At 61.8% G+C, this 25,294-nt stretch carries 26 protein-coding genes and 4 pseudogenes; 7 read left to right on the forward strand and 23 right to left on the reverse strand.

Going from position 1 to position 25,294, the window contains the following annotated elements; all coding sequences use genetic code 11:
* The first annotated feature begins 128 nt into the window (after nucleotides 1-128).
* Both LQ144_RS11320 and LQ144_RS11325 read left to right on the forward strand, forming a co-directional pair.
* A complete protein-coding gene (locus LQ144_RS11320) occupies nucleotides 129-392 on the forward strand; it encodes an ABATE domain-containing protein (protein ID WP_230118805.1) in 264 nt (87 codons plus the stop codon).
* A gap of 84 nt (nucleotides 393-476) precedes the next feature.
* Nucleotides 477-752: pseudogene (locus tag LQ144_RS11325) on the forward strand (hypothetical protein); the annotation flags it as partial.
* A gap of 124 nt (nucleotides 753-876) precedes the next feature.
* Here the strand turns inward: LQ144_RS11325 and LQ144_RS11330 are convergent.
* From LQ144_RS11330 to LQ144_RS11345, 4 genes are all read right to left on the reverse strand, one after another.
* Nucleotides 877-1,194: an SMR family transporter gene (locus LQ144_RS11330; RefSeq protein ID WP_214844160.1), complete on the reverse strand. Its 318-nt coding sequence runs from the start codon at nucleotides 1,192-1,194 to the stop codon at nucleotides 877-879.
* Complete coding sequence (locus tag LQ144_RS11335) at nucleotides 1,194-1,550, reverse strand: SMR family transporter (RefSeq protein ID WP_230118806.1); 357 nt, start codon at nucleotides 1,548-1,550, stop codon at nucleotides 1,194-1,196. The genes LQ144_RS11330 and LQ144_RS11335 overlap by 1 nt, the downstream gene beginning before the upstream one ends.
* 370 nt (nucleotides 1,551-1,920) lie before the next feature.
* Nucleotides 1,921-2,550: a cysteine hydrolase family protein gene (locus LQ144_RS11340; RefSeq protein WP_230118807.1), complete on the reverse strand. Its 630-nt coding sequence runs from the start codon at nucleotides 2,548-2,550 to the stop codon at nucleotides 1,921-1,923.
* 52 nt (nucleotides 2,551-2,602) lie between these two features.
* Nucleotides 2,603-3,697: an LLM class flavin-dependent oxidoreductase gene (locus LQ144_RS11345; protein ID WP_290369757.1), complete on the reverse strand. Its 1,095-nt coding sequence runs from the start codon at nucleotides 3,695-3,697 to the stop codon at nucleotides 2,603-2,605.
* Between the two features lie 89 nt (nucleotides 3,698-3,786).
* Between LQ144_RS11345 and LQ144_RS11350 the strand changes: the two genes are divergently transcribed.
* Nucleotides 3,787-4,374, forward strand: a complete 588-nt coding sequence (locus tag LQ144_RS11350) for a CGNR zinc finger domain-containing protein (RefSeq protein WP_230118809.1) — start codon at nucleotides 3,787-3,789, stop codon at nucleotides 4,372-4,374.
* Nucleotides 4,375-4,499: 125 nt separating this feature from the next.
* Nucleotides 4,500-4,622, forward strand: a complete 123-nt coding sequence (locus LQ144_RS22980) for a hypothetical protein (RefSeq protein WP_290369758.1) — start codon at nucleotides 4,500-4,502, stop codon at nucleotides 4,620-4,622.
* Nucleotides 4,623-4,858: 236 nt separating this feature from the next.
* Here LQ144_RS22980 and LQ144_RS11355 read toward each other — a convergent pair whose 3' ends face one another.
* The 4 genes from LQ144_RS11355 to LQ144_RS11370 all read right to left on the reverse strand — a co-directional run bounded on the left by LQ144_RS11355 (nucleotide 4,859) and on the right by LQ144_RS11370 (nucleotide 8,419).
* Nucleotides 4,859-5,113 carry a hypothetical protein gene (locus LQ144_RS11355; protein WP_230118810.1) on the reverse strand — a complete coding sequence of 85 codons (255 nt, stop codon included), beginning with the start codon at nucleotides 5,111-5,113 and terminating at the stop codon, nucleotides 4,859-4,861.
* 192 nt (nucleotides 5,114-5,305) lie between these two features.
* Nucleotides 5,306-5,977, reverse strand: a complete 672-nt coding sequence (locus LQ144_RS11360; protein ID WP_230118811.1) for an RraA family protein — start codon at nucleotides 5,975-5,977, stop codon at nucleotides 5,306-5,308.
* Nucleotides 5,978-6,099: 122 nt separating this feature from the next.
* Entirely contained in the window at nucleotides 6,100-7,086 is a 987-nt protein-coding gene (locus LQ144_RS11365; protein ID WP_230118812.1) for a hydroxyacid dehydrogenase, read from the reverse strand.
* A 7-nt stretch (nucleotides 7,087-7,093) separates the two neighbouring features.
* Nucleotides 7,094-8,419 carry an MFS transporter gene (locus tag LQ144_RS11370; RefSeq protein ID WP_230118813.1) on the reverse strand — a complete coding sequence of 442 codons (1,326 nt, stop codon included), beginning with the start codon at nucleotides 8,417-8,419 and terminating at the stop codon, nucleotides 7,094-7,096.
* 195 nt (nucleotides 8,420-8,614) lie between these two features.
* Here LQ144_RS11370 and LQ144_RS11375 point away from each other — a divergent pair, with 195 nt between their 5' ends.
* Both LQ144_RS11375 and LQ144_RS11380 read left to right on the forward strand, forming a co-directional pair.
* Nucleotides 8,615-10,138 (forward strand): IclR family transcriptional regulator C-terminal domain-containing protein, encoded by a 1,524-nt coding sequence (locus LQ144_RS11375; protein ID WP_230118814.1) that lies wholly within the window; start codon nucleotides 8,615-8,617, stop codon nucleotides 10,136-10,138.
* Nucleotides 10,139-10,324: 186 nt separating this feature from the next.
* Nucleotides 10,325-10,522: pseudogene (locus LQ144_RS11380) on the forward strand (recombinase family protein); the annotation flags it as partial.
* Between the two features lie 50 nt (nucleotides 10,523-10,572).
* On the opposite strand, the gene LQ144_RS11385 reads toward LQ144_RS11380, so the two are convergent.
* From LQ144_RS11385 to LQ144_RS23105, 3 genes and pseudogenes are all read right to left on the reverse strand, one after another.
* Entirely contained in the window at nucleotides 10,573-11,379 is an 807-nt protein-coding gene (locus tag LQ144_RS11385) for an IS3 family transposase (protein WP_230118815.1), read from the reverse strand.
* Between the two features lie 44 nt (nucleotides 11,380-11,423).
* Nucleotides 11,424-11,750, reverse strand: a complete 327-nt coding sequence (locus LQ144_RS11390) for a helix-turn-helix domain-containing protein (RefSeq protein ID WP_230118816.1) — start codon at nucleotides 11,748-11,750, stop codon at nucleotides 11,424-11,426.
* A gap of 30 nt (nucleotides 11,751-11,780) precedes the next feature.
* Nucleotides 11,781-11,912: pseudogene (locus tag LQ144_RS23105) on the reverse strand (hypothetical protein); the annotation flags it as partial.
* Between the two features lie 60 nt (nucleotides 11,913-11,972).
* Here LQ144_RS23105 and LQ144_RS11395 point away from each other — a divergent pair.
* A pseudogene (locus tag LQ144_RS11395) lies at nucleotides 11,973-12,143 on the forward strand (helix-turn-helix domain-containing protein); the annotation flags it as partial.
* Between the two features lie 278 nt (nucleotides 12,144-12,421).
* Here LQ144_RS11395 and LQ144_RS11400 read toward each other — a convergent pair.
* The 12 genes from LQ144_RS11400 to LQ144_RS11455 all read right to left on the reverse strand — a co-directional run bounded on the left by LQ144_RS11400 (nucleotide 12,422) and on the right by LQ144_RS11455 (nucleotide 24,338).
* Nucleotides 12,422-13,660 carry an IS110 family transposase gene (locus LQ144_RS11400; protein ID WP_230118817.1) on the reverse strand — a complete coding sequence of 413 codons (1,239 nt, stop codon included), beginning with the start codon at nucleotides 13,658-13,660 and terminating at the stop codon, nucleotides 12,422-12,424.
* Nucleotides 13,661-14,516: 856 nt separating this feature from the next.
* Entirely contained in the window at nucleotides 14,517-15,179 is a 663-nt protein-coding gene (locus LQ144_RS11405) for an amino acid ABC transporter permease (protein ID WP_230118818.1), read from the reverse strand.
* Nucleotides 15,179-15,820: an amino acid ABC transporter permease gene (locus LQ144_RS11410; RefSeq protein ID WP_230118819.1), complete on the reverse strand. Its 642-nt coding sequence runs from the start codon at nucleotides 15,818-15,820 to the stop codon at nucleotides 15,179-15,181. The genes LQ144_RS11405 and LQ144_RS11410 overlap by 1 nt, the downstream gene beginning before the upstream one ends.
* Nucleotides 15,817-16,662, reverse strand: a complete 846-nt coding sequence (locus tag LQ144_RS11415) for an amino acid ABC transporter ATP-binding protein (protein ID WP_230118820.1) — start codon at nucleotides 16,660-16,662, stop codon at nucleotides 15,817-15,819. Before LQ144_RS11415 ends, LQ144_RS11410 begins: the two co-directional genes overlap by 4 nt.
* 54 nt (nucleotides 16,663-16,716) lie before the next feature.
* Nucleotides 16,717-17,565 carry a transporter substrate-binding domain-containing protein gene (locus LQ144_RS11420; RefSeq protein WP_230118821.1) on the reverse strand — a complete coding sequence of 283 codons (849 nt, stop codon included), beginning with the start codon at nucleotides 17,563-17,565 and terminating at the stop codon, nucleotides 16,717-16,719.
* 190 nt (nucleotides 17,566-17,755) lie between these two features.
* Nucleotides 17,756-18,973 (reverse strand): aminotransferase class I/II-fold pyridoxal phosphate-dependent enzyme, encoded by a 1,218-nt coding sequence (locus LQ144_RS11425; protein WP_230118822.1) that lies wholly within the window; start codon nucleotides 18,971-18,973, stop codon nucleotides 17,756-17,758.
* The gene (locus LQ144_RS11430) at nucleotides 18,970-20,085 is read right to left on the reverse strand and encodes a Xaa-Pro peptidase family protein (RefSeq protein ID WP_230118823.1); all 1,116 of its coding nucleotides are present in this window, start codon (nucleotides 20,083-20,085) and stop codon (nucleotides 18,970-18,972) included. Before LQ144_RS11430 ends, LQ144_RS11425 begins: the two co-directional genes overlap by 4 nt.
* Nucleotides 20,086-20,656: 571 nt before the next feature.
* Nucleotides 20,657-21,286 carry a helix-turn-helix domain-containing protein gene (locus tag LQ144_RS11435; protein WP_354962140.1) on the reverse strand — a complete coding sequence of 210 codons (630 nt, stop codon included), beginning with the start codon at nucleotides 21,284-21,286 and terminating at the stop codon, nucleotides 20,657-20,659.
* A 76-nt stretch (nucleotides 21,287-21,362) separates the two neighbouring features.
* Complete coding sequence (locus LQ144_RS11440) at nucleotides 21,363-21,563, reverse strand: hypothetical protein (protein ID WP_230118825.1); 201 nt, start codon at nucleotides 21,561-21,563, stop codon at nucleotides 21,363-21,365.
* A gap of 119 nt (nucleotides 21,564-21,682) precedes the next feature.
* Complete coding sequence (locus tag LQ144_RS11445; RefSeq protein ID WP_230118826.1) at nucleotides 21,683-22,093, reverse strand: hypothetical protein; 411 nt, start codon at nucleotides 22,091-22,093, stop codon at nucleotides 21,683-21,685.
* Nucleotides 22,077-22,313 (reverse strand): hypothetical protein, encoded by a 237-nt coding sequence (locus LQ144_RS11450; protein ID WP_230118827.1) that lies wholly within the window; start codon nucleotides 22,311-22,313, stop codon nucleotides 22,077-22,079. Before LQ144_RS11450 ends, LQ144_RS11445 begins: the two co-directional genes overlap by 17 nt.
* A gap of 681 nt (nucleotides 22,314-22,994) precedes the next feature.
* Nucleotides 22,995-24,338, reverse strand: a complete 1,344-nt coding sequence (locus tag LQ144_RS11455; RefSeq protein ID WP_230118828.1) for an aminotransferase class III-fold pyridoxal phosphate-dependent enzyme — start codon at nucleotides 24,336-24,338, stop codon at nucleotides 22,995-22,997.
* Between the last annotated feature and the right edge of the window lie 956 nt (nucleotides 24,339-25,294).

The following is a 25,294-nucleotide window of genomic DNA, read 5'->3' on the forward strand; positions in this document are numbered from 1 at the left end:
TGCAGCCGCACCAGGCGCCGAAGAGCATCCCAGCCTCGCACTGGTCAATAGCGCAAGCGAACTGCCCGGAGGCAGGCGCTACGACGAACTGAACAGCCCTGAGGCCGCCACGGCTCGGCTGTTGGCACGTGACCTCATCGCATCAGATTCTGCACTGGAGGAGCACTGCCCGGGGCAGGCTCGCAGCCCTGCGCGATCTCTTCACCGCGCACACCACTGGAGACGTCCACACGACAGCGGCCGTGCAGGCTCTAAATCGTGCGCTGACTTGTGCACCCTGGGCGCTCCTGCTTCAGTTCGACCCGGAAGCAGGTTTTACCCGCAGCGCCAACCATCCCGTGACACGGGTCGTCGAGCACGTCATGGCCGTCATCGCCGACGACGCTGCCTAACTCCTAAGCGGCGACCAAGCATCGGCGGTCGCGTCCTGCGAAGCGGACGGGTGCCAGCGATTCTTCCTCCGCACCCACGCACGCCGGCAATGGTGCTCAACCCGATGCGGCGACCGAGTCCGAGCCGCACGCGCCTACGCGCGCCACACAGCGCATGAATCAGTGTGTTGCCAAAGCCAACTTCGGGCCGAGGGGACAAACACACACACCTTCAAAGTAATTTTGCGATCGAAGTCCGGCCCACACATCTTCGTAGCAGGCCGCAGTGATTCGTTCCGGCTCCAATGGCCGGGGTATAAAAAGCAAAAGGACCTGCTAGACGTACCTCGAGGACGGTGCTGTTTAGTCTCATATCCCTAGCGTTTTGAGGCACTAAGGTTTCGAGACACCGTCTTGAGATGGAAACCCCCTTACGGGCGATCCCTGTAGCGCTGGGCGTACCAAGCGCAGCAGTGACTGCCCATAGGGGTGACTGTGGTTCTGGCTAGTGGGTCGCGCCGAGTTCGATGAGGAGGACGCCGCCGATGATGAGGATGATGCCAAGGCTCATTAGCCACGTGAGGGGATCTTTGAAGAGGAACTTGGAAAGGACGGCGGTAAGGGCGACGCCTGCTGCGGCCCAGATTCCGTAGGCTATGCCAATGGGCATCCCATGAGCGAGGGTGAGGCCGAGCATGCTAAAGGACACCACGTATCCGACCGCAACTGCTGCGTACCAGCGTGTGTTGTCGATGGCTAGGCGGAGGCTGATCGTGCCGGAGACCTCAAACAGGATGGCGCCGATGAGGAGAAGATAGGACATCAGGCAATCTCTGCCTTCTTGTGGGCAGCCTGGGCTCCGAGCTCCACACACAGGACGCCGGCGATGATGACGATGATTCCTATGCCCATGAGGGCGGTAATCGGTTCTCCGAAGAGCAGGAGGGAGCCAACGGCAGTGAGGGCGACACCGGTAGCTCCCCAGATACCGTAGGCAACCCCGAGGGCCATACCCGTGCGGAGTATCTCGGCGAGCAAGACGAATCCGCTGAGGTAGCCGATGACAACGACGACGTAGAGGGCCGGGTGCTCGAGTGCGCCCTTGAGGGCGAGTGAGGCCGTCACTTCGACCAGGATGGCGGGAATTAAGAGTAGCCAGGCCTTAGTGGTGCTGGTCATGGGGTTGGTTCCTTGCGTGATGAGCTACTGGGTGATCTGGAGGACGAGGTGGCTCTCGTAGCCACGAACGAGGGAAAGAGTGTGTCTGCAAAAGTCAGGCGATGATCCCGTCCTTCACGCTGCGGCAGGAAGCTAACGGTGGCGTAGATGCTTATTCAAGATGATTTGGGCCTAGAGGGAGGTTCTGTAAGTGATGCGTTTCCTTTCAGAATGCATCGTTGAGGTATGCCCACACGCCTGATTCGGCTGCCCGCCGACGGTGGTACGCCGGCGGGCTCAGTGCCCACTGAGCGATCGGATGCGGCCGGTCCTAGCTCAAGATGTATAGTCCGGGCATGCTGAGTGCATGATGGCCACCGTCGCGGTACTTCTACCGGGTACTGCGGCCCCGTGCGGCGGAGGTGATGAGGTCACTCTTGGTCAGCGCCGCGCTCGTATGCAGTGCTGCGGTCCAGGTCGCGGTGTCGGCTACCGCCGCCCAGTTCGAATGCAGCAGCGCCATGAGGGTCTCGTGGACCTGGCGTGCGGACGCGGTGCCGGCGTCGTTGGCGAGGTCGATTGCTCCCGTCGCGTCTCTGAGGACTTCGACGGCGAAGCCAAGAGGCTCGGCGGCCGCGGCGGAGGCGATCACACAGTTGTTTGTCATGTAGCCAACGAGCGTGATCGTGTCGATGCCCTGTTCACGCAACCAGGCTTCGAGGTCGGTGTCAGCGAAGATGCTGGAGAACCGCTTGCCGACTCGCTTGGCTGCCGCGTCCTCGTGGGCAACTACTTCGGGGTGGTTTTGCCAGGTCGCCGCCCCGGACCCGAACACCGGGGCGTCTGCGGGAAGCTCGTGCTGGACGAGCACGACCGGCGTTCCGGTCTGCTCGGCGGCCTTGATCGCGGTCTGAATGCGGGTGATGGATTGGTCACGGTCCGGGTACTGGATCGGAAGCAGTCCGTCGAAGTATTCCTGTTGGGCGTCAATGACGATCAGGGCTCTGCGGGGTGCGGTCATGGGGTTCTCCTTTATGGGGTGTGTTGTGAACGTCGGAGTGTTGAAATGGGTGCTACCGCGCGGTGGCCGGTAGCGGTGCGTTCAAGTACGGGAGTTCGTAGTGATCGGCGATCAGGGTGATCCCGTGCTGGTCGAGGGTTGTTGAGTGGCCGCCGACGACGAGCATCACCTCGTCGACGCCGGTGCGTTCGTGCAGGGCTTCGAGACGGTCGGCGACAGTAGCGGCGGTGCCATGGAAACTGCGGCTGGTGTAGGCGTCGAGGATCTGCCGCTCCTGCAGTGTTGCTTGGTGGGCCTCAACTTCGTCGGGGGGAAGGAGCAGGTAGCCTTCGCTTTTGAACATGCGCAGCATCGCCATCGCCGATGTTGCCGCCTGCCGTTTTGCCTCAGCCGGGTCGTCGCTGATCGCCGCGGGTACGCTGACGAGGGTGTGCGGTTCGGCAAGTACGTCGGAGGGCTGGAAGCTCTCACGGTAGAGACGCATGGCCGTATCGATGTCAGCGTCGCCGAACTGCAAGGCGAACGCATACGGCCGGCCGAGCTGCCCGGCCAGTTGTGCTGAGTACGGAGAGGAACCCAGCACCCACACCTCCGGGAAGGTCGGGGGCGCAGGTACCCGGTTTTCCCTTGCCTGCCAGGGGCCGGGAACCGCGTGGACACGCCGGTAGGGGTGTCCGGGAGGGAACTCGTCACCCAGGAACCCGAGCAACTCGAGCACCTGCTGTGGGAATCCGTCGTTGGCATCCGCGCCCCGCCGCAGAGCCGCAGCAGTCGCCCCATCAGTGCCAGGGGCGCGTCCCAGCCCAAGATCGATCCGGCCCGGGGCGAGAGCCTCCAGCATCCCGAACTGCTCGGCGATCAGCAACGGTGCGTGGTTGGGCAGCATCACCCCTCCGGCGCCAAGGCGGATGCTCGTCGTCTCAGCGATGAGGCGGGCGACCATCAACGGAGGTGAAGACACCGAGGTCGCTCCCATCGCATGATGCTCAGACATCCAGAACCGGTGATAACCGCGCTGGTCCGCCGTCCGCGCCAGCGAGATCGTGGCCGCGAGCCCCTCCCCAGCGGTCATCCCCACTCCTGTACCGCCCGCGGAAAGCACGGACAGTGTGAATGGGGCCGTGCCGGCTGCTTGACCGAACGTCATAAGAACTCCTCATGGAAAAACGTGCTTTTTGGCGTGATTGGAGCGTAGCAGCTACCTCACGCTTAAATGAAACTGATACCATGAGAATCATGTCGGAAACACTGCCAGCAGCCGTACCAGGCGCCGAAGAGCATCCCAGCCTCGCACTGGTCAACAGCGCAAGCGAACTGCCCGGAGGCAAACGCTACGACGAATTGGACGGTCCTGACGACGCCGCGGATTGGCTGAGAGCACACGATCTCATCGCATCGGACACTGTGCTGCACGAGTACTGCCGGGGCAGGCTCGCAGACCTGCGCGCAGACCTGCGCGATCTATTCACCGCGCACACCACAGGGGACGTCCCCACGACAGCGGCCGTGCAAGCTCTAAATCGTGCGCTGACTTGTGCACCCGGGGCGCTCCTGCTTCAGTTCGACCCGGAGTCAGGGTTTACCCGCAGCGCCAACCACCCCGTGACACAAGTCGTCGAGCACGTCATGGCGGTCATCGCCGACGACGCTGCCTCGCTGCTAAGCGGCGACCAAGCATCGGTGCTCGCGTCCTGCGAAGCGGACGGGTGCCAGCGATTCTTCCTCCGCACCCACGCGCGACGGCAATGGTGCTCAACCCGCTGCGGCGACCGAGTCCGCGCCGCACGGGCCTACGCGCGCAAACGCACGCTACACAGCGCATGAAATCATGTGCCGCCGAAGCCAACCTTCGGCCCGATGGGACAAGCACGCAAGCTGATTAGCTACCGAGGCCGAGCAACGCAATCCGCATGTCGCGCCTGCCTCGCGTTACTCATTCCCCTTCAGCGATGCTTCTCATCGCCTTCCACCCGTGGGTCACCCCACCGCCGGCACGCAGCGCGGGTGGAGAAGCCGCGGAAGCAAAGTTCAAGGAAGTCTCCGACGCCATCGCTCGTTTCGTCCGCTCCTAGTTCCCAGTAGTCGCGATCACCCGTGAGAAGCACCTGTGGTCAGGACGCGGTACGTTCCCTTGACGAGCTTCTTCCGAAGCCCGGTCCGGTGGAGCAAACACACTCAGGTCCAAGGTGAAACCGTGAGCCAAACCTGGCCCACATGGGCTGATGCCATTTTGGTCTGCTGGATTTTAGCTTGGGGAAGTTCCCCCAGCCGCAACCTGGGAGGGGCCGCTGCAGCGCGGCCTAGCGCTTTAGTGGTGAAGGGCGCCAGTGGTCATGCGGTAGGTGAAAATTCCTTCGAGTTTTCTGGGTTCAACCCAGACCTGGAAGCCTTGAGCGGCTTCGAACAGTGTCCTGGTGGACTTCCCGTCGGATGCGATCCAGATCATGGAGGAGTCGGGCATCGCGTCATCGACGATCCCCGTGCGGATGACTTCACCATGTTGCTGGATTTCGACCGGGGCGCCGATGAGCCTAGCCCATTCGTGATGGCGGTATCTGGTCATCTTTCGTTTTCCTCGGGTCGTCGATGCGGATAGGGAGCTGGTGCGGTCTGGAGGGCGGCCCTGTTGGTGGTGGCCGGCGGTGGCCTCTGCGGCTTATGCCACAGAGGCCACCGTCTCTGTTGGTGACATCCCGGCGGGGAGTCGGGGCGGTGCTGATGGCGGCGGGTTAGACGGTGAGCGCCGCCGGGGTTCTTAGTTGGTGCTTGCCATGGCTGGCGCTGCTGCATGGACGGCGGAGTTCCGTATCCTCACCCGGAGATCTTCCTCGAATTTGTCGATGTCTGCGAGCCTGCTAAGGACGCTCTGGGCGCGTTCGACGGGTATGACGGCGACCCCGTCATCGTCGGCGGTGATGAGGTCGCCGGGGTTGACGACGGTGCCGCCGCAGGCCACCGGCACCGAGACGGCTCCCGGGCCGTATTTGGCGGGTCCTGCCGGTGAAACCCCGCGGGCCCAGACGGGCAGGCCCAGTTCCTTGATTGCCGCACGGTCGCGGGTCAATCCGTCGATGATGACACCGGCGATGCCTTTGGCGAGGCAGATTTCGGCCAGCAGATCGCCGAATACGGCCCGTGTTGTTCCTCCGAGGGCGTTGATGACCAGCACATCACCGGGTTCGGCGTCGTCGAGGGCGCGGTGAATGGCCAGGTTGTCGCCCTCCCGGGTCAGCACGGTCAGTGCCGGACCCACACAGCGGCCGTTGGCCCATTGTGATGCGATGCCTGTGTCCATGAGGTTGAGCCGGTCCATGGCGTCACCGACATTGGCTGTGGGGTACTGCTTCAGGCTTTCGATGAGCCCTGAGGGAGCGTTGGTTGGACGGTGACTGACGGTGAGTGAATTGGTTGATGCGTCGATAAACATGGTGTCTCTCACTAGCTCTATCGGTGGGATTTGGGCCGTGCGTCACGCAATGAAGCGGCGTTATGGGATTGGTTCGGGCAGGGCATGCGCGCCGGTGGGACGGCACGGACGTTCTTCCCCTGTTAGGCGTGGGCGGGGGCAGCGATGGTGTTCACTGCGTGTGCCGGCCGCTGCCCGGTGAGGGCCTGCTGGATGGCCTGCAGGGCGCCGCTTCCGGCGGCCAGGAAGGCCTCTTCGCTTTGCCCGGCAACGTGCGGGGTGACGATCAGGTTCGGCACCCCCGCGATCTGGATCTTTGAGTGTGCGATGGGGTCCTTCATGTCCACGGACTCCCCTTCCAGGACATCGAGCCCGGCCCCGCCCAGATGACCTTCCTGCAGAGCCCGGACCAGGGCGGGTTCATCAATGAGGCCGCCGCGGGAGGTGTTGATCAGCACCGATCCTGGCTTCATTTTTGCCAGGGCCTCCGCATCAATGATTTGGGCGGTCTCTTCGGTCAGCGGCATGTGCAGGCTGAGGACGTCCGAGCCGGCGATAACCTCATCGATAGTCGCCGGAGAGGCGCCTGCGGCCTGGATGGCGGAATCTTCTACGAAGGGGTCGTGGACCAGGACGTGCATGCCGAAGCCTTGGGCGATTCCGGCGACCATGCGGGCGATGTTGCCGAAGCCGAGGAGCCCGAGGGTGCGGCCGTGCAGTTCGAAGCCGTTCATGTGGGGTTTGGCGGATGCCCATTGCCCGGCTGTGGTCTGGGCGGCCCCGTAGGGGACTTTCCTTGCCAGTGAGAGCAGGAGAGCGAAAACGTGCTCGGCGACGGCGCGGCTGTTGCTGCCCGGGGTGGTGGTTACCCAGATGCCTGCGTCGGTGGCCGCGTCGATGTCGACGTTGTCTGTTCCCACTCCGTGGCGGGCGATGATGCGCAGCCGGGGGGAACTGTCGATCTTTTCCCGGTCGAAGCGTTCGGCGCGCAGCAGGACGGCGTCAATGCCGTCGCGGACGTCTTGGTAGCGGACGGCGTCCGGGCCGTAGCCCAGATGGACCTGTCCCAGGGCGCTGAGTTCCGCCAGTACATCGGTGTGAATCTGGTCGGAGACATAAAAGGCCGGCACGGTGTTCCTAGCGGTAGAGATGGGAGGCAGGGGTCAGGGTGTTCTTGCGTACCGTGCCGAGCAGCACGGCCAGGCCCATGGCGCCGAAGGCGATGAGCATGTAGGCAGGGATCATGGTGTTGCCGGTGCTGTCGATGAGCCAGGTGGCCACGTACGGGGCGCCGGCTCCACCGATCACGGCCCCGACGCTGTGGCCGAAGGCGACGCCGGTGTGGCGGACCTCGACGGGGAAGAACTCCGGCATCGCGGCATAGGTTCCGGCCTGGCAGAGGGCGTAGGGCAGCATGCCAAGGAGCAGGCCGAAGATGGCCAGCGACACGGAGCCGGCGTTCATGAGCATGAAGGAGGGGAACGTGAGCGCGATGTAGGCGATGTAGGAGGCTGTCAGCAGGCGTTTGCTGCCGATGCGGCCGCCCAGTTGGCCGGCGAGGGGGATCAGCACCGCCGCGGCGGTGACGGCGATCAGGACGATGGTCGCCGCCTCTGCTTTGGAGAAGTCCAGGACCGTGCTGAAGTAGACGGCCACGTAGACGGTGCCGAGGTAGGTGCCGATGTTCTGCACGAGGGAGATGAAGAAGACCTTCGTCAGGCGCGAGCGGTGGTTGCGGAACAATTCGCCGACGGGGGTCCGGGTCGTCTGGCCCTTGCCCGCGCTCTGAGTGAACTCCGGGCTGTCTTCAATTTTTAGCCGCATGACCAGGCAGAGGATGCCCAGCGGGATCGCGAGCAGGAACGGGATACGCCATCCCCACGACTCCATCTCCGCCGCGGGCACGAACGTGGCCGCGAGGGCGGCCAGTCCCGCGGCGCCGGCCTTGCCGAGCACGCCAACACTGGGAATGAAGGAGATATAGAGGTTGCGGCGCTCCACCGGGGCCCATTCGCGGATGTAGGTGGCCGCGCCACCGATCTCACCGCCTGCAGACAAACCCTGCAGCATCCGCAGCAGGCCCAGCAGGATCGGTGCCCAGATACCGATCTGCGCGTACGTCGGCAGCAGCGCGGTGAGACCGGCCGCGCCGCTCATCAGGATGACGGAGCCGATGAGGCTGGCACGCCGGCCATGCCGGTCCCCGATGCGCCCGAAGAAGATGGCGCCCAGCGGCCGGACCAGAAAGGCCGTGCCAAAGACCAGGAAGGTATTGAGCAGGCCCGCCACGGGATCGCCGCTGGGGAAGAACACCACCGCGAGCGTCGCGGCGACGTAGCCGAAGACGCTGAAGTCGTAGTACTCGATGAAGGTGCCGAACGCTGCGACAGCGGTGGCCTTCTTTGCTTTCTTCTGGTGCAGGGCGTCCGCTACCGGGGGAACGGACTGACTAACCTGGGGCATCTTTGCTCCTATAAAAAATGGGACACTGTCCTAATATGTATTCCAAGTGTGATGTGCGCCATGGTGTGCTGTCAAGCGCCCATGGCGGGACGACTGCGTCTGTCCCTCCACCGCTGCCGCCTTCGCTGACGGTAGCGTGGTGAAAGCAGATCCGGCCCCGAGGGGGAGCCGGAGTATCAAGAGAGTGGTGGAACCGTGGTAAGCGAAAGTGCCGTAGCAGGGAACGAGCGCATTGTTGAGGTCCTGCACGCCTTGGTGACCCGCCCAGATTCGACCGGCGTCCGTGAACTCGCACTGGCCTTGGGCGCGAGCCGCAGCACCGTTAACCGTGTCCTGCTCGGCCTGGAAGAACACGGGCTGGCGGCCGTCAGCGGCAACGGAAACTATCAGGTCGGACCGCGGCTGCGTGTCCTGGGTGCCGCACTGCACGCACGCCACCCGCTGCTGCGCAGCGCTGAAGCAATCATTGAACGCCTGGGCGCACAATCCGATGCGACTGTCCTTATCGCTGTTCACGACGCACCCCGACCCAGCGCCGTTGTTGTCGCTTGCCGGCGGCGGCCCGGACCCATCAAGTATCTCCTCGAGCCCGGGACGGTCTTGCCCCTCCACGCCGGCGCAACCGGCCGCTCGATCCTGGGCCGACTGGGAATCGGCGCCCTGGGCGACCGGCAGCTGGAGGCGCACACTCCCGATACCGTCACCGAGCGCGCCGAACTGGAACAACTCCTCACCGAGGACCGCCGCGCCGGATACACGATCAGCGTCGGACAGCAATTTCCCCTGGCCGCGGGTGCTGCCGCGTCATTCCGATGTCACGGGCTGACCGGATCCGTCTCGATCACCCGTCCACGCTTTCTCACCGGCGATGAGGACCTTGCCCGCTTCGGCCCGATGGCGCGGCAAGCGGCCCGCGCCATCGAAGCCGCATGTGCGGGAAACCAAGCATCAGGGAATCTGACACCCATCACGTACCCTCCCGGTTCCACTGCCGTGGAGCGCCTTGCCCGTCTGGTCACCGCGCTGGTAGCCGAACCCGACGGGCTGCCCACCGGCTACGAGCTCGCCCGCGGAATCGGAGCCAACATAGCCACCACCAACCGCCTGGTCTCCACCGCCCTGACCACAGGACTGGCTCTGCAGCACCACGACACACTGCACCCCGGCCCCCGCCTCTTTCACTGGGCAGCCCATCTGGGTCCTGCGGTGGACACCGCTGTTGTCGCACATCCCATTCTCCGCGGACTTGCCAAGGAATCCGGTGAAACCATCGGACTCATCCAATTCCATGCCGACACCAGACAGGCCGTGATGACGACAGTGGTGGACGGTGTCCGGCCTCTGCACTACGGTCTTGCTTCAGGTGTGGCTATTCCGCTCTATGCCGGCGCAGGCGGGAAAGCCATTCTCGCCCACTGTCCCCCCGGTGATCTTGACGCGCTCACGCTGGAACCCCTCACCGAACGCACCCAAACAAATCGGCGAGCCCTCGAAAAAGATCTCCAAACCATACGGGAGCGCGGATGGGCGACCGGCGAGGGTGAGCGCATTCCCGACGCCTTCGGCGTCAGCGCCCCCTACTTCGTCGACGGCACCATCGCTGGATCCATCACCGCCACCGTCACCAGACTCCGCCTGCCCGAACTCGACGTAGAGGCCCTCGCTCACATGGTCCAGCATTCAGCCCAGCAGCTCACACGCACCCTTTCAGTCCCCTAAAACAGCGCCGGGAAAGACGTCTTCCCGGGCTCCTCTGCTCGATGGCCGGCAGCCGACGCAGAACATCCTCCCAAGCTCCGGGGCTGGCCAGCCCCGGAAAGGAGCCATTTCGACGCCCTCGTTCAAGCCCCCCGGGCCTACTACGTCGGCAGCCCCTATGAGGTAGCCGAGCGCATAGTGGACCTGCACATGCTTGCCTTCGCGGATGAACTCCGCAGCAGGGGCGCCGGCCTGCGTGTGCTGAACCTGGGCGGAGGCGACGTCGACACCGCTACGCCGATGGGTTCAATGTTGTTCACGATCATGGCCGCTCTCGCGCAGATGGAATATGAAATCAAGCGCGAACGCGTCACGGATTCCATCGAAAAGCGAAGAGAGGCGGGCCTGGGTCTTGGTGAACTGGTCCCCGAAAGTTGGACTGGTTAAGTAGGATCCTAAGCCGCGAGGGCCTGAGCACGGTATTGCACCGGGCTCAGGCCCTCGAGCTTTGTTGAGATTCGTTCGGTGTTGTACCAGCGGATGTATTCGTTCAGCTGCGTCGCCAGTGCGTCTGTGCTGAGAAAACGGACGCGGTGGAACAGCTCTTCCTTGAGGTGTCCAAAGAAGTTCTCCATCACGGCGTTGTCGTAGCAGTTGGCCTTGCGTGACATTGATTGGATCGCGCCGGCTCTCTCCAGGAGAGTCCGCCAGGAGGCGTGCTGGTACTGGAAACCCTGGTCAGAATGCACGAGCGGTTTCTGCCCGTCCCTGAGCGTTGCCAGTGCGTCGCGCAGTGACGTGTTGGTGAGCTCCAGATCCGGGGACGAGCTGATCGAGTAGGAGATAATCTGCCGATCAAAGAGGTCCATAACCGGTGAGAGGTAGAGCTTCCGGTCGCCGACACTGAATTCGGTCACATCGGTAACCCACTTCTGGTTCGGGGCTGTGGCTTCGAACTTTCGGTTCAGCAGGTTCGGGGCAACAGTGCCCTGCTCGCCTTGGTAGGAGTTGTAGCGTTTCTTCCGCCGGACCTTGCAGACCAGGCGGAGCGAACGCATCAGCTTCAGCACGGTCTTCTTCGCGATCGTCCAGCCTTGCTTGAGCAGTTCCGTGTGGATGCGGCGGTGCCCGTACCGGCCAAGGTTCTTTTCGAAGATGTCCGTGACCGCGGTCTTGAGTGTCTCTTGCGGGTCAGGGGCCTGGAGGCGGGCCTGGTGGTAGAAGAACGTGGACCGGGCCAACCCGGCTACGTCCAGGAGCATTTGCAGCCGGTGTTCGGCCTTGAGGGCGATGACGGCGCGGACCTTTAGCGCCGTTCCTCGTCCCTCAAGGCCTGCACTTTTCCCAGGAACGCGACTTCTGCCCGCAGGCGCTCGTTCTCGCGGCGCAGTCGCTGCAGCTCCGACTCTGGCTGCGCCGGGGCCTCGGGATTTGTCCTTGGACGGCCCTTCGGCTTCGGGCGCAGGCCGTCTTCGCCCTCTGTCCGGTACTGGCGCGCCCACTTCTCGATCAGCTCCGGTGACGACAGCTGAAGCTCTCTCGCCAGGGCGGCTTTGCTCTCTCCAGCTTGAAACCTACGCACAGCATCGAGTTTGAACTCGAACGAGAACAACCGCTTGGTCGGCTTGATCACTAGCGTCGTACCTCCGCGAACTCGCCACCGGTCGTATAACCGGCGGATCGCTCTCGCGGGCGCCCCGAGCCTCGTTGCCACGGACTTAGCGCCCCAACCGGTATCAAACAACGCTACCGCGGCCTTGCGTTGTTCCTCGGACAATGAACTGCGCTCATGCATAAAACTGCTCCCCGTAAGTCAGAACTGATTTCTCAGTCCAACTTTCGGGGAGCAGTTCATGGCGGGCGGCCCCGTCGGGTTACTCGGGTTACGGATAGCCAGATTCGAACTGCTGTCCGATTGGTACAAGGTGGAGAGCCCGCGGCGCAGCTTGCCCGCGACTTGGGAATATCCCGAGCAAGCTTCTACAGGCGGGCACGAGCCCGTGCCGGCCAGCAGGCTGCCATTTAGCACCACAAAAGTCGGCCATATCGCGCCACATTGGCACCCGGCTCCGTTGGGGGAGTGGGAGCGGTGATGTCTTGAAAAAGCAGTGCCCTTTTATAACGCTGGTGTCTTTCCTCAGCCCGATTCGGAGCGCCCGGCGAACTTCCACGTTGCACAGCGCTGGGCGCTGTGTAACGGTCCTCGCTTCGCTCGGGTTGTAGAATTATTTTTCTTGTTTTGGCTGCTGTCCTGTCGGATTGTACATACCCGCTCCCTCCCGTCTAATACGAAAGTAGGGGTGGTCAGGCTTCATTGGCGGCGGTGATGGTGACGTTGAATCCGAGGCTCTTGACTTTCTTGAGGGCGTTGTTCTTGGCTTTGATCGGGTCCAGGCGGGTGAAGTGGTCGGCGCCGGGGTCGGCGTAGCATTCGCCGTCGGCGAGCATGTGCCAGACGGCGGTGAGGATGGAGTGTTCGACGGCCACGGTGGCTTTCATGGGTCCGCGGCGGGCGGCGACGCGCCAGTATTTTGCGGCCAGGTAGGTGTCCTTGCTCCGGGAAGCGGACAGGGCCGCGATGCCCAGGGCGCCTTTGAGGTATTTCTTGCCGGGCAGGATGTGGTCTGAGTTTATCCGTCCGGCGGATTCGTTGGCGCCGGGACAGACGCCGGTCCAGGACGCGAGCCGGCCGGGTGTTTCGAAGCGGGACATGTCCGCGCCGGTTTCGGCGATGATCACGTCGGCGACTTTGAGTGAGACTCCGGGGAGGGTGGCCAGGAATTCCCTGGCGGCACGAAAGGGCTCCATCGCTTCCTCGATCCGCCCGGTGAGCGCGTCGATGATGCGGGACTGGGTATCGATCTGGTCCAGATGCAGCCGGGCCATGAACGCGTGGTGGCTTTTGAAGCGGCCGGTGAGGGCCTCCACGAGCTCGGGGATTCTGGAGCGGAGGGTGCCTTTGGCGAGTCCGGCGAGGACCTCCGGGTCGCGTTCACCGCTGACGAGGGCTTCGAGCATCGCCCGGGATGAAACACCGGTGAGGTCCGAGACCACGGAGGAGAGCTTGATCCCGGAGCCTTCCAGGAACTTCTCCAGGCGTTGGATCTCCCGGGTCCGGTCACGGATGGCAATGGCCCGGGCCCGGGTCAGGTCCCGCAGTTCACGGATCGGTTCGGGCGGGACGAACGAGGCCCAAAGCAGCCCGTGCGCGCCCAGCTGAGCGAGCCAGGCCGCGTCAGAGACATCGGTTTTGCGGCCCGGGATGTTCCTTGCGGCCTTGGCGTTGACCAGCATCACCGGCCGCGTTTCTTCGAGGAGATAGAACAAGGGTTTCCAGTAATCGCTCGTGGCTTCCATGACGACCGTGGTGACGTGCTCGCGTTCCAGGAAGTCCCGCAGGGCAAGGATCTGGCCTGTGGTTGCGCCCCACGTTGTGACCGTGGAGGTGTAGGTTCCGGCCCGCTGCCCGGGCAGCCGGAGGCAGACCTTCGCGTCGCGTTTGGAAATATCCAAACCGGCAGCCCGCTCGTGCACGATATCCATGACTGTTCCTCCTGACACCTTGACCTCGTCATGTCGGCGTCCGCCGAGGGGAGGACAGGGAAAACAGAGGAATCTAACACTCGTGCTCCAAAGGCAACAATCCACGGTTCCCGTGGAAGCCCTCCGCGCCACGCTAGCCCACAGGCTCAACCACAGCACCACAGACGGACCGGCGTCCACCGCGGCAGACACCTCCATGATCTGCCCGAACCCTCATCCGCGGCCAGAACCCGAGGCAAGCAAACCGCATACTTTCCTCCACCACGGCGCGACCGCGACGCTGGACCGCTAGCCCCTCCTTCGTCGGGGCCCGCGGTGCAGGAATTTCCCTGCGGCGCTCCTTCGTCGCTGATTTCCTCCGGGAATTTCCCGCCCCTTGCCCTGCGGATAGACAGGGCCTCCGTCGCCCACAGCTCCGCAAGCTTCGCCAGCAGCCAAAACAACGGGGGAGAGGGGACGCCGGCCGGTCACCTAAGCCGCCCCGCCACCGGCAAAACAACTTGGTCCGCGCCCGCACCCGTTTCCACCCGCTTGACAGACATAGAAGCGTCGGGGGAGCGGGGACGCTGGCCGGTCACCGACCGCTCCCCGCCCACCCCACTGCTCGGACAAGAAGGAACAACACCGTGATTGAAAAACGCACGATCGCCGGCTCCGCTGACCTGCTGGCAGTCATCCCGCACCTGCTCGGCACACACCCCACGGAATCCTTCTCGTGCTCACCGCCCGCGCGGGATCCCTTGGCAACTAAGAAGCGGAGACTCCAAATGTCAGACTTGCACTATGAGAGCCAATGCCAGACCGATTCCGTTTCACGTCACCCTTGGATTCCCCGGTCACGACTGCGCCTTGCTTCTCAGGCATGCCTGTTCATCCGTTTCTCCACAAGCACGCTGAACCATGTGGATGGTATTGAGATCGCCGCATATAGGACCCCGGCGGCAATCAGAATATTCAGGTAGCGGAAGTTTGATGAGCCGATTGAGTAGGCCTGGCTCATGAGTTCTGGAACTGCTACGGAGTAGGCCAAGGATGTTGCCTGGAACAACATGACTGCGAAGCCCATCAACGAAGGCAAAGCGATACGAAGACCTTGCGGTATAATCACGAAGCGCAGCGTGTCGGGTCGCTTCATCCCGACAGCTTGGCACGCCTCGATCTCGCCCAGCGGGACCGCCGAAATGCCCCCGCGCACGTACTCCGCCATATACCCGGCTGCGGTCCAGGAGAGAGCCAAGACAGCCGACGTCAAAGCGGGCAGGGTGATTCCTGCCCCTGGCATCCCATAATAGGCGAGTTGCAAGAGCACGAGTGCGGGGGCGCCACGACCGACTTCCACGACGGCGACGCAGAACCATCGAAGGGCCTTTCGCTTTGCGGTTACGCCGAATGCCAAAAACAGCGCCACGGGCACCCCGATAGTTAGGCTCAGGCCGGTAATCATGAGGCTGATCTTGAGGCCCTCAAGGAGCTGTGGGAGATATTGGATAAAGTCGTAGAAGAAGCTTCCGCTGGTCATTATGCGACCGCCTTCCGGAGCTTTACATCCAGTGACCGCGATAGCACGCCTAATGGCACTGATAGACCGATGTAGACGGCAGCGGCGACCGCATAGACGAAGATTCCTAGGTCCGAGGAGCGTGCCAGTTGGCTGGTCGTGAAGACCATTTCCGCGACGCCGAGGATCGAGACGATGGAGGAATCCTTAAGAAGAGCAATCGCGTATGTCGTGAAGCCCGGAAGTGCGGTTCGCAAGACCTGAGGCCCAATGACCTGGCTCCACGTGCTTGTGGCAGGAAAGCCCAGGGCGTGGGCGGCCTCCCATTGTCCGGCGTGTACGGCCTTAACCGCGCCTCTGAAGATCTCCGCGAGGTATCCCGACGCCACCAGACCGAGGCCGATCACGCCGGCTGCGAAGGCCGACAGCCGAGCAGAGCCCACCGAGACACCGAAGAACAGAACAAACAACCAGACGATCGGAGGGATGCCGCGACAGATGTCGACGAAGCACCTGCTGATAAACCATACGGTCCGGTTGGTTGAGCGAAGACCGAACAAGAGTGGGATCGCCAGCAGCGTGCCGATCCCGAGCGCCGTGAGGGTTATCAGGATCGTGAGAGGCAGACCTGTGAGGACAGCAAACAGGATTTCCACGTTCATCGCTCCATAACGGCGTGAAGGAATTTGCGTGTCCGTTCGTGCTGGGGGTTCCGCATAATGTCCTTCGGGTCGCCCCGCTCGATAATTCGTCCCTCAGCCATCACAACCAACTGGTCGGACACGTTCGCTGCGAAGCTCATCTCGTGAGTAACCACGACCATCGTCATACCTTCCGAGGCAAGTTCCTTCATAACGTCGAGAACCTCGGCCCCGACCTCTGGATCCAGGGCAGACGTCGGTTCATCGAAGAGCATCACCTCAGGATCGAGAGCCAGCGCGCGAGCGATCGCTATGCGTTGTTGCTGACCCCCAGAGCAGCGGTTGGGGTATTGACCCGCCTTGTCGTGCAGTCCCATGCGAGACAGAAGGCGGTGCGATATCTCGTCGGCTTCTGAGCTGCTTCTCCCCAGCACGCGCTGTTGAGGCAGTGAGATGTTCCGCAGGACCGTCATATGCGGGAAGAGATTGAAGGTCTGGAATACCATTCCGGTACTGCGCCGTAGTGCAGCGAGATTCTTTGGCGCTATGCCTTTGGCGACGTCAATTAGATGCTCGCCGATTTGAATCGTTCCCGCATCCGGTCTTTCGAGCAGGTTCATGCACCGCAACAACGTGGACTTTCCCGCGCCGGACGGTCCAATCATTGCTGTAACAGACCCGCTTGGCACTTCAAGGGAGACGTCACGCAACACGAGGTTGTCCCCGTACGCCTTCGCGAGATGGGAAACCTGCACTTTCGGCGCGCCCAGGACCGCACTCGGCGAATCGAGCGGGAAACTGCTCGTGATGGCTTGAGATGGGATGGTCATTCCGCGTTGTTGCGGCCCGAGTACTTCGGACATGGGCAGTCTCCTGGGCATGGTTTAGGGTAATGGTCGGCTGGTTCATGCGGACTGTTATTTCAAGAGGCGGGCAGGACCGACGTCCGCCATGCTTGCTGAGAGCCCTGCATCGGTTAGCGCCTGGACAGTGGTGCCGTTTTCTGTCCACGTGGCGATTGTCGCATTCAGTGCTTCCGAGAGCGCGGCGTTGGTCTTGCCGGAGGGAAAGCCCATTTGGGCGGGTTGAGCTGTTGCAGCCACCCGGCCATCGGGTTCAAGAACATTGATGGAGATATCAGTGTCCTTGGAGTAGAGGTACCCGGCTAGGCCTGAACTGTCTAGAGCGACAGCGATGCGACCTGCTTTGAGGTCGGCGCGCATCTCCACTGACGAGGGATACACCGTGACATTGGAACCAAAAGTATTGCGGATGTCGGCTGTCCACATGTATCCGTCGACGGTGCCGACTTTTTGTCCGATCGCTTCCTCGATCGTTGCGACATCGGTCTTGGAAACCGCGGCAAGCTGATCCAAGTATGTCGGAGCAGATAGCGTCACAATTTTGGCGCGTTCCGCTGTGCGGTAAAAACCACCGGTTGCGATATCCGCCCGACCAGACTCCACTGTAGGGATAGCAGCAGCAAAGCTTGTGGGTAGGGATTCGACAGTCAGGCAGTTAGCGGCTGCAAACTTTTTCAGAAGCGTAGCTTCGACCCCGGTGAACGAGTTGTCGGCGGTCGAAGATAACGGAGGTGCGTCCGTCGCGGCGACGGTCAGAACGCCCTTTGTCACAGTGGTGAATGAATGTTCGGGAGTGCAATTCGCTGCTACCGAGCCTCCACTCTCGGCGCTGCAGGCTGACAAGCCTGAGGCGAGTAAGAGAGCGGCAATGCCGGTGGAAAGTCCTTTTTGAACATTTTTCATATGTCCCTCCTGAAGGGCAAATTTGGGTTGCTGGCGATTAGTTACTACTGCGTAGGTTTGTCTGACTTATGAATGGAATCGAAGCTGCGACATCCGCGGCTTGTTTACCGAGGGGGAGAGGCTTTGGCGAGTCGCTAGGTCGATCTGGACTGCACCACAACCTTGGAACTCAAGGCATGCTGCAGTTTGTCTAGAGTGTCTTCCGTGCTGATGACGAGAAGGCCGCGCCCATTGCTTCGATAATTTCCTTAAGCACCGGGGATGGCGTTGCGAAGTTTAAGCGCAGGAACCCGTTTCCGTGGGACCCGAAGTCAGTGCCTTCATTCGTAGCAACGCCGGCGCGTTGGCTCGCCTGTAGAGCTGGCCGGTCTGCCCACGATGTTTCGCGGAAGTCGAGCCATGCGAGGTATGTGGCGTCGGGTGCACGGTAACCAACACCAGGCAAATGTTCGTCGATCAGATGGGCTAGGAGCAGCCGGTTGTGGTCGAGGTATGTAAGTGTCTCTCGCAGCCACCTTTCTCCGCTCGAGTATGCGGCGGCGGTTGCCCACAGACCAGGAGTGCTGGCACTGTGGGCGAGCATTGGATGCAGACGGTTCGCGGTGGGTCGGTCGCGTTCGGATACGATCAGGTGAGCACAATTGATTCCGCCTAAGTTCCATCCTTTTGTTACGGAGACCCCCGTCAGGGCATGTCCAGCTGCCGCCGCGGAGACGGTGGCATAAGGAATGTGTGATGGAGCAGCCCTGCCGTCAACGGTTTCCGGGTAGGCCAGGGGCGCATGGATCTCGTCGCTAAACACTCTCCCGCCGTGTGCTTCCACGACCTCGGCAAGTGCACCAAGCTCTTCATGCGAGAAGACTGTCCCGGTCGGATTGTGCGGATTGCACAATATCAACAACCCAGCGCCTTCTGAGAAGGCACGATCTATATCCGCCAGGTCGAGTGACCACCTGCCGTCATGACTATGCATCGGGCTTTCCACGACATCCAGCCCTAAGGCATGCGGAACGGATAAGAATGGCGGATAGGCGGGCGTCGGTACGATCACCGGCTTCTTCGACGACATGAAGAACAGAACGGATGCCTCCAACGCTCGGAGGAGCCCCCCGACCGGCACAATGTCCGCTGACGCAAGGCGCCAAGCGTACCGGTTTCGCATCCAGCTCTTGAGAGCTCCGGACGCGGAGTCGAGTGCTTGGGGATGCTGATACCCCACATCACCGCGTCGGACCGCATCAACAAGGGCGGAGCCGATAGGTGCAGCGGGGACAAAGTCCATCTCTGCGATGGCGGCGCCGTAGCGCTCGGTCCCAAGCGCCCATTTGGCCCGTCGCATGCGGCGCAGAGTGTCGGCGTCATAGACCTCGAAGGAATCTCGAGAGTCAGCATCAAGGTCTTGGATCACTTGACGAACAGCTCGCGGGCGAATGTGGTGAGCCTTTCGACTCCGTCTTCGGTAACCGCGATTGTCTCTGAGATGTTGAGGCCGTGGGCGGAAATATATGCATGGAACGTCATGCCGGCCTCGAAGTTGAAGTCCGCATTGTGTGTGACTTCGAGCTTCTCGTATGTGTTGGGCCAGAGGATCATACCGATGCCGTAGAAGGTCTTGTTCGGGTAGCTCTCGACCCAGTCGGTGCCCAGGATGCCCTCGCGGATCATGCGGTCGGGGGTCGAGCAGTGGACGCCGGCTTTGATCGTGGCGAGGGCCTCGTCTTGGATCTCCACGAAGCGACGGTATGTGTCGACCATGCGTTGCTCGGGCGTACCGACGAAGACCGTACGCATGGAGCGGGCGTGATAATTCTTCTTGTGCGCCGTCATCTCTAGGAAGACGAGATCTCCGTCGGCAATCGTGCGGTCATCGAAGGCAGAGTGGATGTGGTAGGCCCGGTCGCCAGATGCGATGGGACCGGGCTCGGCATAGTCGCTGCCGCCGCGAACAGCGGCAGCAGAAGTCGCAATAACTATGTCACGCTCCGTCGCGCCGGGGCGGATGACATCGATGCCAGCTGCATGCATGAGACCGACGGCTTGTCCGGCGTTCCGCAGGTAATCGAGCTCCGCCGGCGACTTGATGAACCGCAGCCGCTCGAGCTCCAGACCCAAATCGAGGAGGTCGAGCGCCGACTGGGTACGCACAGATTCGATAACACTGAATGGCGCACGCCAGGAGCCTCCGTCGAAACCGACCCGACCCTTTACAGACGCCTCCCGCAGTACTCGCAGGACGACCGCGGCAGGCTCCTCGCCGTCGTACCAGAGCATACAGTTCTCCGGCCATGCGGCGGTCGTAAGGAAGTGATGCTCCTCTGCCTTGCGAAGAACAGTGAGGGGGGAGCCCGACGAGGGGATCAGTGCAAACTGAAACGAGGTGCTGTACCCCAGGGTGTAGAAGCCTGTGAGGTATGTGACCGTCTCCGGCTCGAAAACCAACAGGTAGTCCAAGTCCCGTTCTGCCATGTACTTTCGGGCCTTCTCAAGACGTGCAACGTATTCTTCAGCATCGAACCACATCAGCGTGTTTCCTTTGTACGTTTTGGATGTTTCAGGGTCACGAAAGAACTTCCGTGGCTACGTTCGATTTTTCCTATCCAGGAAGTTTTCGAACCCAAGAAACTTTTGTTTCATAGAACCTTATGCCGTCTCTGTTGTCAAGGAAATTGCCTTCTTGGTAGAAATGGGGCGGTACAAAACGTCCGGCCAGAGAAGGCGCGTCTTATGGAAGCAGGGCTCTATGGGCGGCGTCCTGGCCGAGTACATCTAGCGTCGGCCAGGGCCCCGAAGGCCGGATGAATCACGGCATGAATTAGGGTTGAAAGTTGCAGAAGGCGGAGTGACTGGGCTTGGCCCGATGGCGCAATTCCTCCTGCTGCCCGAACCATGGGACAACGTAGCAAGGCATCGGGCTTAGGGGTACCAGGCGGCGTGGAATGAGACAGAGAGCCCCGAGCCCAAGGCTCGAACCAAGATGCTGTGGACGGCAATGACATTGGGAATCGCTGGTCGGAGGGGCCGATGCTGCCCTGCTGGCAAGGGCCCCGCGCGAGGCCAAGCTGGATATCGGCGGGTAGGTTTCCGCTGTAACCTAGCGGCCCAATGCTGGCGCAAGCACCCAGATCATCTCGGCGCTTTGGTTATCGTCAGGGTTCCGATAGGAATGCGGCTCGCGACCCGGAAAAGTGATGGCTTGGCCAGTGTTGAGAGTTACGGCCCGGTTCGAGAACAGGATCTCGATGCGACCCCGCAGGACGTAGGCGGTCTGGGTTTCGCAGAACATCGGGTAGAGCTCGTCCCCCGCGCTGGCACCCGGCTCCAGTTCAGAATGACTGACAGAAACGGTCTTCGTAGCCGTGGGCGTGAGGATATTATGCCGTATACCCTCGCCCTGTGTTGGCCCGAGCATGATCTCGCCCTTGGTGATTACTTCCACTGCCTCTTCGGCAAGGACGGTGGATGGTTCGATGTCCAGCGTCCGGCAAAGCACCATGAGTGTGGCCACGGTAGGAGAAACGCTGTCCCGTTCAAGGCGGGACAAGTATCCCTTCGTTATGGCTGCAGCATCCGCGACCTGCTGCAATGTGAGCCCCTGCCCCAGACGGGCAGCTTTCAGGCGGGGACCTATGACGAATGAGGCGCGTGTGCCCTCAACGGCAGTCGAACGCGTTGTCAAGTAACCCTCCCAGTCTCGTAAACAGCTGCAATCCCAAAAGAACAATGGAAGCCAGCACCTCCCCAGTCTAGGGTCTCAACTCCACTTCCCCCGCTGAGCGAGAGGCACGAGAGTAGAACGCCTATTTGATGGGGGTGCGCTGGACCTCCGATGCGACGTTCGGCGGTCCAGACACAGCAGTAACGGATTCGCCGGTTTCGACGCACAGAATCAGGCCGGCCCCGGGCGGGGTGACGGAGCTGACGTGGATGCCTTCGATACCGAGCAGCGCATCGGCCCGCTCGCACCAGCGGCCCCCGGAACACGACAGAGAGCTATTCATGTCCGGGTCTCTTTTGCTTTGGTTGCTTGGTCGCTCCCAATTCAAAGAAGCCCTGACCTCTCTCTTCCCGCACCACGCAGCTGCATGAGGCCACGCCCCTGCAGCGGCGTCAGACGGCCCTAACCCGGATCCTCTGCGAACGGCCCAAGGTGACCGGCTTGCCGGCGGACGCTGCCGCAGGCACCGGACTCCTCCGGCCGCCAGATGGTGTGCACGCCAATATCGAGCAACTTCCGCTCACCGACGTCCGTGATGACCCAGACGAATCCGTGTTCGGGGAACGTCATGTCAACCCACCCGCCCCACACTGCCCCGGTTTCGTGATCCCTCACAGCGATGAGGTGCCCGGGTGCCAGGGAGAGGAAGATGTCGGTTTCGCATTCTGTCAGCGACTCTTTCAACCCGTTTCTCCCCGGTGCTGCGTTGAGAGCGGCCGTGCGCAGCGAGCAGCCGGCCCGGCGGGCAGCGGGGCAGAGCAGATTAAACACGCTGGCGGGCGCATCGGAGAGATGGCTATGCCGTCCGTTCATCGCAGCCCGCTCCCCACCTTTCGAGTGTCACGCCGTGTGGAACGTCGCTGTCCAGGCGGGCTTCATAGCGGCCCGGGGCGAGCCGTGTCACCGAGATGCCGACCTGTTCAGTCATCGCCGCCGGCTTCAGGAGATCCACCGCTTCATCCAGGGAGGCGTCCAATTCGATTCGGGTTTTTACGGCTACGCCGAGACATTCGGGTCCTGCGTGCATGGTCATGAATCCTTACTCTCAGGGCGGTGATCAGTACTGTGGACAGGCCAGAGGCCCGTGGTGTGGAAGGGAGGAGCGGCAGCTGGCGGCCTGGTCAACAGGAGCCTGGATCGAGGCGGCCGGCTGGCCCCGGCGGAAACCAGGGAACCAGGCTTCCGGCAGAAGAAGGGGCCGGGGGCCCTGGAACGCCGCAGAACGGCGGCGGTTTACCTCCGACCATCCAATGGTTGTGGCTTCAACACCTTCCAGCGACCGCAGGATCCAGGCGAGGGCCACCAGGTCCTCGGGGCTTTGGGCCCCATCGATGACGCCTCCAGGAGCCCAGCCCGGCGGCTGATCCTGCCGGAAAGTTGGAGGATCAACGGCGGAATCACGGCCTGGGATTCGCCCCGCGACAGGTGCGCGGACGCTTCATTTCCAGCGCCACGGCGGGTGGCGGGGGGCCCCAGACGGGAGGTGTTGGTGATCACCGGTCTGTCCTTGAGGTTGTTCAAAGTCTTGGTCTTTGGGAGTGCTCCCGTGCGCCGGAAGGGGAGTTGCGGCGTCTTGTGCCGCCTGCGCTAATTCTTTTCATGATCATTTCTCATGGATCGTCAGGGGCAGGTCCTTGGAGATCGCATGATTGCTAGGACTTTGCATTTGTGCGACGCCTTTGATAGGACTGCGTGATTGCCGAGGAAGTCGGGACTAAGCCTCGAGGTCTTTGACTATCTCTTGGAGAGCCCGGATGAAGGACGAGATATCGTCGTCAGTCATCGGCAGAGACAAGGAGAATTCACCGCGGTGGACTGGGAAGAAGCCGCGGTTAGCGAGCTCGAGGGAACAAATTTGTGTCTTCTCACCGTCTACGTTGCGCCAGTAGTCGCGATGAGTCCGAACCGACAGTTCGGGGGAGTTCATGTACGCGTAAGCCATGTGGGAAAAGCCCTTGCCATAGACCTTGAGCGGGCTGTTCCTTGCAGCACTCCACTCGTTCATCTCGGACATGATGCGCTTCGCGTGGGTGTTCAGCTTCTCGAAAGCCGACCGGTCCATCGTGCGCATACAAGCAGCACCCGCAATTAGGGAAAGCTTGTGGCCGTGGTGCGTTCCCGAGATTGTCACTTTTCCGTTCTCCAGGACGCTCATGACCTCGGACGATCCACCCAGAGCCCCTAATGGCAGACCGCCACCGATGATCTTGCCCATCACGGTCAGGTCGGGGGTGACCCCGTACACCCCCTGGAGACCGTGGTAACTTGCGCGAAGGCTGATCGTTTCATCGAAAATCAGGACGATGCCGAGTTCTTTCGTCAGGGCACGCAGCTCTTCGACGAAATCCTGATCGAGTGTAACCAGGCCTCCGGCTCCGCTCTGAAGTTCGAGGATGAGGCATGAGAGTGAGTCGGCGTTCGCTCGCAGAATTCGTTCGCAGCCCTGCCTGTCGTTCTGGGAAAGCACGATGATGTTCTCCACCTCGTCCGAGGGGATGCCGCCGCTATCCGGTACAGGTTTCGGGTCAGCTTCCGTGCCGCTGTCTTCGGGGTGGGGATGGGCTGAGATTTGGAGGATGTCGCTGAACCCGTGGTAGCCGCCTTCAAACTTGGCGATCTTGGTTTTGCCCGTGTATGCCCGTGCTACACGGATGGCGCTCATACACGATTCGGTGGCTGAGCATGAGAACTGGATCTTCTCGACTGAGGGGATGCGTTCGATGAGGATCTGGGCCAGCTCGGCTTCGGCGGTGCTGGGATTACCGAATGAAATGCCCTGAGGGATGGCTTCCAGCAGTGCAGAAGTGATTGCTGGATGATTGTGTCCCAGAACGTTGACCGTGAAGTTGTTGTTGAGGTCAAGCATTCGCTGGCCATCGACGGTCTCGAGGTAGGCGCCGTTTCCTTTGTCTACGAAGACGGCATGGGGCCCGAAGTTGAAAGAGTTCCTGCTGTATCCCCCGGGAATGAGCTCCCGTCCCTTCCGCGTCAGTTCGGCAGACTCTGCAAACTTACTGCTGAACGCCTTAACGCTCGTTTCGATACTCAACGTGCCCATTCGTACTACTCCATCTCGTTACTGCCTATGTTGTGCTCCGGGAGCACTTGGCGCTGGATATCCGGCTATCTTGTCGTTGGGTAATTTGCCGGTACTTTCATCGTGAATCTCCCGCGTGCCGGCGGCAATGGCCGATCTGCGATTACCCAATCGCCGAATGCGATGGCGAGCTCCGCACTTCGAATAGGGCCTGATGGTGGCGGCAAGCACGCCGGATGTTTGGGCGTATTCCATGGCAACAGAAAAATTTCACTCCTGTAGGTCCGGCGCTCTGATGAACCTTCTCAGGTCCGTGATGGGCCGGAAAACCGTGACGGGGAGAGTCTGGAGAAGTTTCTCCTCTCCCTCGCCTAAAGCTGCCGCCTGGGTTCGCATCCACTCAGAGGTGTGTGGTGAGTTGCGACTTAACTATCGGATTTGAGCGGCAAAGCCCAAGAATCGCCGCGTGCGGCACTAACATAACTGTCCGGCCGCACCCGGCGGTTGTTATATGTAGTGCCTTCGCCATGCTGCCTGTGCAACTGCACTGGGCAAGGGAGCACTCTTGCTTACCCTTGGAAACGGCAACGGTCAGCCGGATGTGAGGCAGGACTCCATCGGACGTCGCGGCTTCGGCCCTCCTGCCTGAGCAAAATGACGCTTCCGTGATCAGGCGCTGCCTCCACGCCGACTCTGCCTATGGTTCCGTCATAGTCGTGTGCCTCGAGGTATTGATCGGTGCAGGGACCATTGATGGTGGGCGCCGTCGGTCATCCGGTTTACTTCTCTCCCGCGATTCCGAACGGGGCTTCCGTCTCGTTGCTTCACCTAAACAGCCGCTTCCGGGTGTTGTTACCGATCGCGTTATTTGACGATGTAGCCGTCACGGTCCGTGGCGACGGGCGGGCATGAAAGCGCCCCGCCGGATGGTGACCGGCGGGGCGCTGATCGTCGCGCTGACGCGGCGATGGTCATTG

The organism is Arthrobacter sp. Bi83, from assembly GCF_918698095.1.
Classification (GTDB): domain Bacteria; phylum Actinomycetota; class Actinomycetes; order Actinomycetales; family Micrococcaceae; genus Arthrobacter.